Annotated in this window: 11 protein-coding genes and 2 pseudogenes; 8 read left to right on the forward strand and 5 right to left on the reverse strand. The window is 68.4% G+C overall.

The genetic code is table 11. The annotated features are described in order from the left end of the window. Positions 1–385: cyclase family protein (locus RJ05_RS14250; RefSeq protein WP_036537665.1), on the reverse strand; the 385-nt coding region annotated here is incomplete at its 3' end. Next, positions 382–1,654 (reverse strand): annotated as a pseudogene (locus RJ05_RS14255) (PucR family transcriptional regulator). The gene RJ05_RS14250 and the pseudogene RJ05_RS14255, both read right to left, overlap by 4 nt. Positions 1,655–1,818: 164 nt before the next feature. Here RJ05_RS14255 and RJ05_RS14260 point away from each other — a divergent pair. The 8 genes and pseudogenes from RJ05_RS14260 (at position 1,819) to RJ05_RS14295 (ending at position 11,154) form a co-directional block, all read left to right on the forward strand. Further along, entirely contained in the window at positions 1,819–3,273 is a 1,455-nt protein-coding gene (locus tag RJ05_RS14260) for a class I adenylate-forming enzyme family protein (protein WP_036537666.1), read from the forward strand. A gap of 36 nt (positions 3,274–3,309) precedes the next feature. Then, positions 3,310–5,115, forward strand: a complete 1,806-nt coding sequence (locus RJ05_RS14265) for a DUF3556 domain-containing protein (protein WP_036537668.1) — start codon at positions 3,310–3,312, stop codon at positions 5,113–5,115. A gap of 51 nt (positions 5,116–5,166) precedes the next feature. Continuing rightward, positions 5,167–6,582, forward strand: a complete 1,416-nt coding sequence (locus RJ05_RS14270; RefSeq protein ID WP_036537670.1) for a phytoene desaturase family protein — start codon at positions 5,167–5,169, stop codon at positions 6,580–6,582. A 477-nt stretch (positions 6,583–7,059) separates the two neighbouring features. Then, complete coding sequence (locus tag RJ05_RS29375; RefSeq protein WP_051016570.1) at positions 7,060–7,500, forward strand: DUF1579 family protein; 441 nt, start codon at positions 7,060–7,062, stop codon at positions 7,498–7,500. Positions 7,501–7,528: 28 nt separating this feature from the next. Continuing rightward, entirely contained in the window at positions 7,529–7,708 is a 180-nt protein-coding gene (locus RJ05_RS29380; RefSeq protein ID WP_051016571.1) for a hypothetical protein, read from the forward strand. 80 nt (positions 7,709–7,788) lie between these two features. Next, a pseudogene (locus RJ05_RS14285) lies at positions 7,789–10,002 on the forward strand (ATP-binding protein); the annotation flags it as partial. Continuing rightward, entirely contained in the window at positions 9,995–10,414 is a 420-nt protein-coding gene (locus tag RJ05_RS14290) for a TipAS antibiotic-recognition domain-containing protein (RefSeq protein WP_255220941.1), read from the forward strand. The pseudogene RJ05_RS14285 and the gene RJ05_RS14290, both read left to right, overlap by 8 nt. A 245-nt stretch (positions 10,415–10,659) precedes the next feature. Then, entirely contained in the window at positions 10,660–11,154 is a 495-nt protein-coding gene (locus RJ05_RS14295; RefSeq protein ID WP_036537673.1) for a hypothetical protein, read from the forward strand. A 63-nt stretch (positions 11,155–11,217) separates the two neighbouring features. Here RJ05_RS14295 and RJ05_RS14300 read toward each other — a convergent pair whose 3' ends face one another. From RJ05_RS14300 to RJ05_RS32320, 3 genes are all read right to left on the reverse strand, one after another. Beyond that, the gene (locus RJ05_RS14300; protein ID WP_036537675.1) at positions 11,218–11,841 is read right to left on the reverse strand and encodes a DUF1345 domain-containing protein; all 624 of its coding nucleotides are present in this window, start codon (positions 11,839–11,841) and stop codon (positions 11,218–11,220) included. A gap of 120 nt (positions 11,842–11,961) precedes the next feature. Then, positions 11,962–12,888 carry a LysR family transcriptional regulator gene (locus tag RJ05_RS14305; protein ID WP_036537676.1) on the reverse strand — a complete coding sequence of 309 codons (927 nt, stop codon included), beginning with the start codon at positions 12,886–12,888 and terminating at the stop codon, positions 11,962–11,964. 29 nt (positions 12,889–12,917) lie between these two features. Next, on the reverse strand, positions 12,918–13,509 hold a 592-nt coding region (locus RJ05_RS32320), incomplete at its 5' end, for an FUSC family protein (RefSeq protein ID WP_036537681.1).

A 13,509-nucleotide genomic window follows, 5' to 3' on the forward strand; every position in this document is an offset into this window, starting at 1 on the left:
ATTTCGCGTCCCATCCGGTCCAGGCGATCACCGCCGCACCCTCGGGTATCGGCCCGTGCCGCCGCTCCCAGTCCCGCAGGTCCGCGGCCGTGATCGCATGGTCCCGGTCGTGTGCGCATTCGGCGCGCACATCGATCCTGACCGCGGGCAGCAGCAGATCATCGAGATCCAGTTCGTCGGCGGCAAGACCCGCCGGGTCGAAATGAACAGGCGCACCCCAATGCGTGCCCGTGTGCTCTCCCTGCCGCACATATCGCAGGTAGTAACCGTCCTCGGCGATCGTCGCCACCATCTCGATCTCGAACGCGGGATCACCCGGATAGACCGGTGTGCTCGCCGGATCGTGCACGTGCGAAAGATTCACCAGCCGCCCGAACGGATTCATCGCACCTCCGGCCGCAGCACTGCCCCGCCGAACCAGCGGCACACCAGCAGCGCCATTTCCACATCGAGCCGATCATCGGAGATGGGCTCCCCGCGACGTTCGATTGCCCGATTGACCCGGTATTTCACCGAATTCGCGTGCAGGTTGAGCGCCTGGGCGGCGGCTTTGTGGCTCGACCCGGTGTGCAGGAATACCCGCAAGGTCTCCCGCAGTCGCGCGTCGTTGTCGCTGTCGACGGCGAGCGGACCGAGCACCTGCTGCACCCACTCGCGGGCCTCGGCGAGATCGCGCCCGAGTAAGGCGGCGGCGGTCAGTCCCGGATCGGATGCGGCCGTGACGCGCTCGGCCGCCTGCCCGCCCGCCAGCGCGACCGCGCGGGCCCGCAGGGCTTGCCGATGCGAATCCCGGAAGCCGTCGACGCCGGGCAGCGGGGTGCCGAGCGCGATCCACGGGGCGTCGGTGCGGGTTTCGGTGAAGCGGCGGACCTGCTGGGCGCAGTCCTGGCCGGTCGCCGAGGCCAGCGGTATCCAGCCCCATCCGGTCAATCGGTCTGCCGCGACGAACAATCCGGTGCCGAGAGCGTCCATGAATTCGGCGAGTTCGCGCACGAACCGCTCCAGCCGGCCGAGCTCGTCACCACCGCTGGGCATCCATAACACCAGCGCCAGATGGGTGCGCCGCAAGGGGTAGCGGATCGCATCGGTCACCGCGTCGATGTCGACCGCGTGACCGTCGAGCACCTCCCGCACGCGCACCGCCCGCATGCTGTTGCGATTCTCCAGCCAGCGATCGCGTTCGTTCTGATAGGTCTCGACCACCTGCTGGGAGATCCAGTCGATATAGCCGAAGGTGATCGTGGTGATCTGCTCGAAGACATCCAGCCGCACCTGCGGATCGAGATCGAGTGCCCTGACCTCCTCGGAGACGATGCTGAGCAGTTTCTGCTGACCGAGGCGGTAGGCGCGGACCAGCGCGTTCGGGGCGATACCGTGCTGGGCGAGCCGTCGCGCGTACTCCAGCGCGGCGGTCGGCGGCTCCACGTTCTCGATCGGGATGGCGTGCTGGATCGCGGAGAAGATGGTGTCGACGTTGCCCTCGACGCTGTCGCGCAGCAGCTCGTGCAGCTGCTGGTCGCCCTGGAGATCCTCGATCTCAGTGAGCAGATGCTGGTTGAATCGTGCGGCTGACCTCGCCGAGGCGGTCGGCGAGCCGTTCGACCGCCACCGCGGCCTGCAGGCCGACCTGCGATTCGTCGTCTCCAACGGGCATGGCCAACAGTAGAACGCGCCGCGTCCGCTGGTTCGCGCATTGACGGGAGCTTGTCTCCGGGAGACAAACCGGGCCGCAACCTTCATCGCCGCGCGACGGTGTGATCCAGATCTCGAATTCCTAGCGTTATGGCACAGACCACAGCCGTACCGCCAGGAGTGACGATGAACCTTTCCACGCTGCCCGATCGCCGCGCCGCGCAGCATCCGACCGCGCCCGCCCTCGCCGACGATCACATCGAACTCGACAACGCCGGATTCGTGGATGCGGTACGCCGGGCCGCGGGGACCCTACGCGCGCACGGGGTCGGCGCGGGCGACGTCGTCGCGGTGATGCTGCCCAACACTGTGGACCTGGTCGTCACGCTGTTCGCCGCCTGGCGCCTCGGTGCGGCGGTGACTCCGCTGAACCCGGGACTGGTCGCGGACGAGGTCGCTTATCAGGTCGCGGATTCGGGCGCGGCGGCGCTGGTCGTCGCCCGCCCGCTCGACACGGTTGTCGACGTGCCGGTGGTGTTGCCGGTCGACGCGCTCGCCGACGGTGCGGCCACGGAAGCGATCGAGGTCCCGGCCGACGCGCTCGCCCTGCTCATCTACACCAGCGGCACGACCGGCAGGCCGAAAGGGGTGATGCTCGACCACGCCAATCTGAACGCGATGTGCGCCATGGTGATCGAGGCCTTCGCGCTGACCTCGGCCGATCGCAGCCTGCTCGTGCTGCCGCTGTTCCACGTCAACGGCATCGTGGTCAGTACCCTCTCGCCGCTGCTGGTGGGCGCGAGTACCACCATCGCCGGCCGATTCAGCGCGCAGACGTTCTTCGATCGGCTCGAGCGCAGCGCCGCCACCTACTTCTCCGCGGTGCCGACGATCTACACCATGCTCGCCGATCTGCCGGACGACGTGCGCCCGGATACGTCCGCGGTGCGGTTCGCGATCTGCGGTGCGGCACCGGCGAGCGTGGAGTTGCTGGAGAAGTTCGAATCCCGTTACCGCATCCCGATCATCGAGGGATATGGGTTGTCGGAGGGGACGTGCGCCAGCACGGTCAACCCGCTGACCGGGCGCCGCAAGCCGGGCACGGTGGGCCTGCCGTTGCCCGGCCAGCGGGTGCGCATCATCGATCCGGACGGGGTGGAGGCCGGGCCGGGGGAGGCCGGTGAGGTACTGATCGCCGGACCGAACGTGATGCGCGGCTACCTGAATCGCCCGCAGGAGACGGCGCGCACCGTCGTCGACGGCTGGTTGCGCACCGGTGACGTCGGCCGTTTCGACGAGGACGGCTATCTGGTGCTGGTCGATCGCGCCAAGGACATGATCATCCGCGGCGGGGAGAACATCTACCCGAAGGAAATCGAAACCGTCGTCTATCAATTGCCCGATATCGCCGCGGCGGCGGTCGTCGGCCGCGAGCACGGGGTCTACGGCGAGGAGCCGGTGCTGTACGTGGCTTTGAATTCCGGCGCACGCATCGACGCACAGCGCATCCACGAACACCTCAGCGCCTCGCTGTCGAAATACAAAGTGCCAGTGGAGATCACGATTCTCGACCGGTTGCCCGTCAACGCGGTCGGCAAGCTCGACAAACCGAAGCTGCGGCAGCTGGTCGCCGAACGCTAGAACTCTGCCCACCCTCTCAGAAGGAGTCGAAACATCATGGGTTTCACGACACCGGATCTGCCCGCGGTAGATCCACACGAATTCTTGCGCAAACCGCTGATGGAGCGGATGCGTATCCTCGCCCTGGATTGGGCTGAAAACGGCTTCGGTTCACCGAAAATGGTGCACTGCGTCTACATCGCGAAATTGATCGTGCTCTATGCCATCGGCGGAATCACCGTCGCGACGGCGACGTCCGGGCTGCCCGCGTTCTGGCACGTCACCGAAGGGTGGAACCAGCCGATCGTCTACCAGAAGCTCATCATCTGGACGGTGTTGCTGGAGGCGATCAACATCGCCGGGTCGTGGGGGCCGCTGGCGGGCAAGGTGAAGCCGATGACCGGCGGCATCCTGTTCTGGGCTCGGCCCGGAACCATTCGCCTGCGGCCCTGGAAGTGGGTGCCGGGCACCAACGGGGATCGTCGAACCTGGCTCGATGTGGGGCTCTACCTCGCGTTGCTGGTGAGCCTGTTCGTGGCGTTGGTTCGGCCAGAAGTGAGCAGCACCTCGCTGTCGGCGGCGCTGCCGGACAACACCTCGGGACTGGTGAATCCCGTGCTGCTCGTCGCGCCGATCGCCCTGCTGATCCTGAACGGTCTGCGTGACAAGACGATTTTCCTTGCGGCCCGCGGTGAACAGTATCTGCCCGCATTGGTGTTCTTCGCCGCCTTGCCGTTCGTGGACATGATCATCGCGTTGAAACTGCTGATCGTGATCGTGTGGCTCGGCGCCGGGTTCTCGAAGTTCGGCAAGCATTTCTCGAATGTGGTGCCGCCCATGGTGAGCAATAGTCCGTCGACGCCGTTCAAGGCGATCAAGCGCGCGCACTACCGGAACTTTCCGAACGATATGCGGCCGTCGCGGTTGGCCGACTTCATGGGGCATGTCGGCGGTACCACCGTCGAGATTCTGACGCCGCTGGTCCTGCTGTTCTCCACGAACACGTATCTGACCGTGGCCGCCGTCGCCATGATGGTGATCTTCCACCTGTTCATTCTGTCCACGTTCCCGCTGGCGGTGCCGCTGGAATGGAACCTGCTGTTCGCCTACGCGGCGGTGTTCCTGTTCGTCGGCTTCCCCAACGCCGACGGCTACGCGCCGTGGAACATGTCGTCGCCGTGGCTGCTCGCGGTAATCGTCGCGGCGCTGGTGTTCTTCCCGATTCTGGGTAACCTGCGCCCCCACAAGGTGTCGTTCCTGCCGTCCATGCGGCAATACGCGGGCAACTGGGCCTCGGCGATCTGGACCTTTGCTCCTGGCACCGAAGCCAAACTCGACCGGGTGACCCGTTCGGCGAAGAACCAGATCGACCAGTTCATCGAGTTCGGCTACGAACCCGAATGGGCGGAGATCACCTTGCAGAAGACCATCGCCTGGCGCAGCATGCACAGCCAAGCGCGCGGATTGTTCTCGCTGCTGCTGTCGCGGCTGCCCGACATCGACGAACGGACCGTGCGCGAGGCCGAATTCCTCTGCAACTCGATCATCGGGTTCAACTTCGGCGACGGACATCTGCACGGGCCGGAAATGATTCGCGCCGTGCAGGACGAGGCACGGTTCGAACCGGGCGAATGTGTCATCGCGTGGGTGGAGTCGGAGGCGTTCGGCAGCGGTGTCCAGCGCTACTTGCTGATCGATGCGGCCGTCGGGGTGATCGAGCGCGGCTGCTGGAAGGTGGCCGACGCGGTGGCCGAGCAGCCGTGGCTGCCCAACGGGCCGATCCCGTTGCAGGTGAGCTGGACTCGTGCGGCCGACGGTGCGCCGCAGGCTCCACGGCAGGGTGATTTCGGGGTCGTCGCCTGAGACAGCGTGCGGCCAGTGTAGGCCTGAGGCACCGAGAGGAGAGGAACCAGGATGAGTACCGCAGTCGTGGTCGGAGGCGGACCGAACGGGCTCGCCGCCGCCGTCACCCTCGCCGCCGAAGGCGTGCAGGTGACGGTCCTCGAGGCCGCCGAGCAGGTCGGTGGCGGTGTCCGCTCCGGCGAAGCGATCGTGCCGGGCCTGCTGCACGATCACTGCGCGGCCATCCATCCGATGGCCGTCGGATCGCCGCTGCTCGCCGGCCTCGGGCTCGAACGCTATGGCCTGCGCTGGCGGTGGCCGGAGATCGACTGCGCGCACCCGCTCGACGACGGCAGTGCGGGAGTGCTGTACCGCAGCGTCGACGACACGGCCGCCGGTCTCGGCGACGACGGCGCCCGGTGGCGGGCGGCATTCGCCCGCCCCGCGGCCCGATTCGATGCCCTCGCCGAGGACATCATGGGACCGCTGCTGCACCTGCCCCGGCACCCGTTGACCTTGGCCCGGTTCGGCGCACCTACAGTGCTACCCGCATCGACGGTGGCGCGCTGGTTCCGGACAGCGCAGGGACGCGCACTGTTCGGCGGTGTCGCCGCCCATGCCTTCCGCCCGCTGCACTATCCGATGACGGCGGCGATCGGCATGGGCATCATCGCGGCCGGGCACCGGCACGGATGGCCGGTGGCCGAAGGTGGTTCGCAGGCCATCACCGATGCGCTGGTCGCGCTGCTCGGTGATCTGGGCGGCAAGATCGAGACCGGTGTCCGTGTCCGGTCGGCCGCGCAGCTGCCTGCCGCCGATGTCACGCTGTTCGACCTGGAACCCGCCGCGGTAGCAGGCATTCTCGGTGACCGGCTGCCCTCGCGGGTCGCCCGCGCCTACCGCCGCTTCCGACGCGCACCGGGGGCGTTCAAGGTGGACTTCGCCGTCGAGGGCGGCGTGCCGTGGACCCATCCGGCAGCGCGCCGGGCAGGCACCGTGCACCTCGGCGGTGACTATGCGGAGGTCGCCGCCACCGAACGCGACATCCACGCCGGACGGATGCCGCAGCGTCCCTTCGTGCTGGTCGGCCAGCAGTACCTGGCCGACCCGGGCCGCAGCGTGGGCGATATTCATCCGCTCTACGCCTACGCGCACGTCCCGCACGGCTACACCGGCGATGCCACCGAGGCGATCACCGCTCAGATCGAACGCTTCGCACCCGGCTTCCGCGACCGGATCATCGGCACCGCCGTCCGCTCCACCACCGAAATGTCGTCCTACAACCCGAATTACGTGGGCGGCGACATCATCACCGGCGCCAAGGACATCCGCCAGCTGGTTTTCGGGCCACGGATATCGGTGAGCCCCTACCGGGTGGGCATTCCTGGGATGTACATCTGCTCGGCCTCGACCGCCCCCGGCCCCGGAGCGCACGGAATGTGCGGGTACCACGCCGCGCAGGAGGCATTGACCCTGCTGCGCAGGTGAGTTCGGGAAGGCGATCTCGACGCCCGTCAACCGGTACCCGCCGCCACACGGCCCGCCGGGACCTCGACGCCGCCCGGTCATCGTCGATTGCGTCGCCGGCCCGCCGGTGACGATCGCCGAAGCCGTGGCCGGCGTCGAGGTCCAGGGTCTCGGTGGTTCTTGGCTCGGCCGCGGGCGCGCCGTCGTTGTCGCCCGAGCCGACCACCGAGGGTCCGGCGTCGAGACGGTTCCGCAGGCCGTCCCGGCGCCGCTGGTGAGTGGCCGACCCCACGGTGCACCCGGCGCGCGCGCGAATCACGCGTAGTGGACTACTCGTTCGGCCGGATCACGTGCCGCAGGCCGATAACCATTGGTTCTCAGAGCGGGTATTGGACGACGCGCCCGCGGTCGCGCAGGATCGGTGATGATCGTCGCGGAGCCCAGCGGAAGCGGTGAGTTCGTCGCGTCGAAAGGTCACCGAGTAGGACAGGAAAACCCTTGATACCGAACAAGTTCCACCGACTGATCATCGCGACGTCGCTCGCCGTAGCGATGCTCGGCACAGCGTGCAGCTCGCCCGGTGCCGAGTCGACTTCCGCGCCGGAGACCCCCGTCGTCTCCGCAAGCGTCGCTCCCGAGCATCAGGACCCCGGCCACGCCAGGCTGAACGCGCTGGTCGGGGAGTGGACAGCCGATAAGTCGACCTATGTGGCCGGTGGTACTCCTGAGGCTCCACTGCGCGGCGTGGATCTGGTGTCGCGGTGGCGCTGGATCGCCGAAACCGGCGGCACGTTCCTCCAGGAGGAGGTGGCGGGAACCGTCAGCGGCAAGCCGTACTACCGGATGGGTCTGCTCGGCTACTCCCCGCTCGATGACCGCTACGAATGGACGACCGTCGACAGTGTCACCCCGATGACCATGGCTTACCGCGGGACCTAAGGGCAGCGCGACAGCCGACGTCATCACGATGTCGGGCGAATTCACCGACCCCGGCGTGCTCGGCCCGGAGAACACTGGCAAGACCACCCCCATGCGCACTCGGATCCACATCGAATCACCGGACCGAGTGGTCATGGAAATCTTCTTCACCCCCACCGGCCTGCCCGAACGCCTTGCCGACCGCGTCGTCCTGACCCGGCGTGGATGAGCCGCGGTCGCGAGGTCTCCGGCGGGGCGCCGAGCGGCAATAATTGACATTGACGTCAAGATTGATGACGATGCGGTGTCATGGACATCGTCGTCGCGAACCGGGGCGAGATCGCCGTTCGTATCGTGCGGACCGCCCGGGAGCGCGGGTACCGCACGCATGTGCTCTACACCGGAGAGGAAGCGGGATCGGCGGCGGTGCGGCTGGCCGATGCGGCGGCGCGGTTGCCGGGTGAGGGTGCGGCGGCTTATCTCGATGTCGAGTCTATCGTCGCGGCGGCTGCTGGGGCCGGGGCGGGTGCACTCGTGCATCCGGGGTATGGGTTCCTCAGTGAGAGTGCGGATCTGGCGCGCGCGTGTGCGGAGGCGGGGCTGATCTTCGTCGGACCGGACCCGGCGGTGCTGCGGACGTTCGGTGACAAGGTGGCGGCGCGGGCGGCGGCGGAGAAGGCGGGGGTGCCGGTGCTGCCTGCGACGCGGGCGGCCGGTCCCGCCGATATCGCGGCCCTGCTGGCGGCGCATCCGGACGGTGTGATGGTGAAGGCCGCGGCCGGTGGCGGCGGGCGCGGGATGCGGATGGTGTTCGCGGCCGACGAGGTCGAGGCCGCCTATGAACGCTGCCGGGCCGAGGCGCGCAATGCCTTCGGTGATGCCACCGTCTATGCCGAGGCGCTGATCGCCGATGCCAGGCACGTGGAGGTGCAGGTCGTCGCCGACGGTACCCATGCGGTGGCGCTCGGTGACCGGGATTGCAGTGTGCAGCGCCGTCATCAGAAGCTCATCGAAATCGCGCCCGCACCGGCGCTGGCGCCCGCCCTGCGGGAACGGCTGCATCGCGACGCGGTGCGGATCGCCGAATCGGTGCGCTGCCGGGGCGTGATCACGGTGGAGTTCCTCGTCGTGGGCGCCGACGGATGGTTCCTCGAGGTCAACCCCCGGCTCCAGGTGGAGCACACCGTCACCGAGGAGATCACCGGCACCGATCTCGTCGGCATCCAGTTCGATCTGGCGCACGGGCGCACGCTGACCGAACTCGACCTCGGCCATCCCGCGCGCGGCTACGCCGTGCAGGCCCGCGTCAACGCCGAACTCGTCGCCGCGGACGGCGACCTGCTGCCGACCAGCGGCACCATCACCCAGTTCGGCCCGCCCACCGGCGCCGGCGTCCGCGTCGACACCGCCGTCCAGGCCGGTATGCGCCACGGCACCCGATTCGATTCCCTGCTGGCGAAGGTGATCGCCCGCGGCCCCTCACTGGACAGCGCCATGCGCCGCTGCCGCGACGCCCTCGCCGAAACGACCATCGCCGGCGTCGACACCAATATCGCGCTGCTGCGCGCGATCCTCGACACCCTGGACGGGCCGGTATCCACCGGTTGGTTCGAACGCGCGACGGGCGAACTACTCACTCGCGCAGCCGATTACGCTGTTCCGGCGGCGGCCGATCAGGAACAGGAGTCCATCGACCTCGCCGCGGACGAGTGGGTGGTGCGTTCCCCGATGGGCGCGACCGTGGTGTCGGTGGCCGCGCCGGGAACCGTGCTGCCCGCCCGCGCCGAGGTGGCGGTGCTGGAAGCGATGAAGATGCAGCATGTGGTGCGCGCCGAGCGTCCGCTGCGCGTGCTGCGGCCCGCCGTGACCGCGGGCGAGGTGGTCGACCCGCACGCCGTGTTGCTGATCGTCACCGACGCCGACCACGACGGCAGCGGCGAGGCGACGGCCGTCGTCGACCTCGACCGGGTGCGCGACGACCTCGCCGACGTGCGCCGGCGACACGACACCCTCGGCGACGAAGCCCGCCCCGACGCGGTCGCGAAACGTCACCGTCTCGGCCGCCGCACCGCCCGCGAGAACATCGCCGACCTGGTCGACGCCGACAGCTTCGTCGAATACGGTGGACTCGCGGTCGCCGCGCAGAGCCGCCGCCGCAGCACCGAAGACCTCATCGCGAACACGCCCGCCGACGGGCTCGTGGCCGGTATCGCCACCATCAATGCCGGCCGATTCGGCACGGACAAGTCCCGTGCGGTCGTGATGTCCTACGACTACACCGTGCTCGCCGGTACCCAGGGCATGCGCAATCACGCCAAGACCGATCGCATGCTGGAACTCGCGCGCGAACGCGCACTGCCCGTGGTGTTCTTCACCGAAGGCGGCGGCGGACGCCCCGGCGACACCGATTACGCCGGGGTGTCCGGCCTGGACGTCACCACGTTCCGCGCCATGGGCGCGCTGTCGGGGCGAGTCCCGTTGATCGGCATCGTGTCCGGCCGCTGCTTCGCCGGCAATGCCGCACTGCTGGGCATGTGCGATATGGGTCGGCCGGGCCCGCGAACAATGGGGCGACACCGCGCAGTGGGCGCAGTACGCCGAGCGAGCTGCCGAGCGCACACCCGGCCAGTGGCAGCAGATCGCCGACTCCGTCCACGCGCTCAACGCGGACCTGGCCGCCGCCTGCCGCCGGGGCGTGCGGCCCGGCAGCGCGGAAGCCGATGACCTGGCCGAACGGCATCGGGCATCGATCGGGGTGTACTTCGACTGCACTCATGCGATGCAGGTCTGCTTGGGGCGCAGGTACGTCGATGATGCGGGGTACACCGAGTTCTACGACGGCCTCGCGCCCGGTCTGACCGTGTGGCTGCGCGAGATCATCGACGCGAATGCCCGCCATCACGGCGTCGACCCGGAGACCGCGACCTGGGAGTGACCGGGCATCGGGCCATGCGCGACCCGGACGGCTCGTGACCGGTCGCGGCCGGTCGCGTCGCGAGGGGATGCGAGGTGTAGGCGTGTGCGTCGCAGTCCGGTGCGTGGCACAGATCGGTGGACGGGAAAAGACCGGCGCCGCCCTGTGCTCGGCGGTCCGGGCCGCTGACCCCCGATCGATCGGTACCCGTTTTGTCCCGGTTTCCGGCATCGGTAGGGTCTGGGTGCATCGATACGGAGGACGACATGGACGCGCAACAGCCGGTGGCGACCCAGACGCCATGGCTCGACCTGGAGCAGGTCGTGGACCGCGCGACCTCGCGACGGATCGTGCTGACCTTCCTCCGGTCGGTGATCGGGCGTCCCGTGCTGGGCGCCCTGGTCATCATCTGGCTCGGTATCTGGGTGGTCGTCGCGCCGGTCGGCGGTCTGTATCTGCCGGTGTTCCTGTCGGTGCTCATGACCCTCATGGCGCTCGCACTACCGCTCGGCCCCGCGCTGCGCACCACCACCCTGCACGCCCGCACGGGTTCGGTCATCCAGGCCCGATACTTCGAGGACTTCGTCACCACCGGCACTGCCGACGACGCCGACAGCCACCGATACGACGAGATCGCATCCGTCGATATTCGGGAGGCGGTCGTCGTGCTCCGCTACACCGATCATCGCCGCGAGATCCTGCCGCGCGAACTCGTACCCGATGCGGCGCTGGCCGTCATGCGCCCGGGCACGCCTACCTGAACGCAGTCTCCTCGCACGCCCCGCCGCCCCACTCGTGCGCCGGTGATGCAGGGAGCCGGCCGATCACCCGGTGGCGATTCCCACGACGAGATTGATCGTCGTCGCGAGGATGACGGTGCCGAAGGCGTAGGACAGCAGGTTGTGGCGCAGGGTGATGGCGCGGATCCGAGCGCTGGAGACGTCGGTGTCGGAGACCTGATACGTCATCCCGAGGTTGTAGCTGAAATAGAAGAAGTCGCGATAGGCGGGCGGGTCGTCGGAGTTGAAATCGATTCCGCCGGAAGGTGGTTCGTAGAAGAGGTAGGCGTAGCGGGCGGCGTACATCAGATGCAGCGCAGCCCACGCCATGAAGACTCCGCCGAGCGCGAGGGCGGCCGCCAGTTCGCCTGCGCCGGAATTGCCGAGCGCCAGGATCACCACGATGCCGATCAGTCCGCTCGAGGCCGCGCCGACCACCGACAGCTCCTCGATGACGGGCCGGAAGTCTTCGCGTCGCGCGTTGGCGCGGGTCTGGGCGGCATCCATCGGCCACAGCGCGAACCAGCCGATGACGACGAAAAGTGTGTCCGCCGTGGCGATGCCGGCGAGGACCCCGAGCGGCCATTCGGTCAGCGCGCCGATCACGAGCCCGACCAGCACCGCGCCGACGAGTCGGCCGACGGCGGATCGCAGGAGCCGAGTCCTCATGCTCGTTCACTGTACTGATCGGGTTGCCGCGACGTAGCTACATCGATGTCGCGTGCCGCCCTTGATCGAGCACCAGGTCGGGTGGCACGGTGGCCGGCAGCACGGTGCACCGGGGCCTGATCAGTCCGCACTCGGGCCGGCCGTCCGCCGGATCGCCTCCTCGATTCCCGCCGAACGGGCGGTCTCCGTCAGCGCCCGAGTCAGTACCGAACTCGGCTCGCCCGCATGGGTGACCAGGACGATCTGCGCCACCACCGCGGGATCGTCGAGCGCGAGCACCCGCACGCCGGTCGGCGGGCGCACGGTGTGCAGCCAGGGCTGCGGCACGACGCAGGCCCAGCGTCCGGTTCCCGCGTGCGCGAGCATGGCCACCACCGAATCGCTGTCCAGTTGCGGGGCGGCGGTGAGGCCGCGGGTGGCGAGGGCGTGGTCGATGAGCTGACGGCCGTGCATCCCCTTGTGCAGCAGGCACATCGGCATCTCCAATGCCTCGGCCCAGGTGATGGTCTCGGCGCGCCCCGCGAGCAGCTCGGCGCCCGCGACGAGCACATGCCGTTCCTCGTAGAGCGGGGTGACGGTGAGATCGCCGGTATCGATGCCGTGCGAGTACACGATCCCGGCATCGAGTTCGAAACGCCGAATCCGGTCGACGATGTCGGAGGAGCGAAGGCTGGTCTCCAGCCGCACCCGCACCAGCGGATGTTCGGTGCAGAACGGATCGGTGAGCAGCGCGACAGTGCTCGACGCCGCCGGAATCACGCCGATCCGCAATTGCCCGGTCAACCCGGTGCGCAAGGCGGTCACCTCGTGTTTGAGCGCATCGTGGTCGGCCAGTATGCGCCGTGCCCACAGCACGAGCCGCTCGCCTTCGGGGGTCAGCCCCTCGAAGGTGCGCCCGCGCCGCACCAGCGGCACCTCCAGTTCGTGCTCGAGCTTGCGGATCGCCTCCGAGAGTGCGGGCTGGGAGACGTAGCAGGCGCGGGCCGCGCGGGCGAAGTGACGTTCGCGTGCGAGCGCGACGAAGTACTCGAGCTGGCGAAACAGCATGCGCTATTCGACCACGCCGATCCCCGCGGCTAGTCCTCGTCTTGCGCGTCGGCGATGCGGTTGCGGGCTCGAGCGATCTCCAGAGCCTTCTCCGCGGTCGCCTGGTCGGGATAGGGCCCCATCCGGTCGCCGACCCAGCAATTCTTGCCCTGCTCGGCGCGATGATGCTCGAGGCAGTAGTACCAGGCGTCATTGTCGGAAGTCATGGCGCCAGTATGCGCGAGTTCGCATATCGGTGTGGTGACGGCGGGCGCCGTGGCGGCCGGTTGGTGGATCAGCAGCGCCACCGCTACGCCGACGGTGACTCCGAGGAGCGTGTCGACGGCCCGGTCGCCGAGCATCCTCATCGGATCGGCCGGGTCGGCGAGCTCGGTCATCAACATGATCAGCGGGGTGAAGAAGCCGAGTGCCACCGCGTAGTGGCGAGCCATGAACAGCTCCGTCGGGTACAGCAGCGCGATGATCACTACCGCGAGCACGGTTGCGCTCGGCCCGGGAATCAGCAGGGGAGCGGTGACCGCGAGACCGGCGAAGGTGCCGACCACCCGATGCACACCCCGCTGGACCCCGCCCTTGCGGTCCGCCGCGACCAAGGGCACAGCAGCACCGGCCATCGCCCAA

This window comes from Nocardia cyriacigeorgica NBRC 100375, from assembly GCF_000308555.1.
GTDB lineage: Bacteria > Actinomycetota > Actinomycetes > Mycobacteriales > Mycobacteriaceae > Nocardia > Nocardia cyriacigeorgica.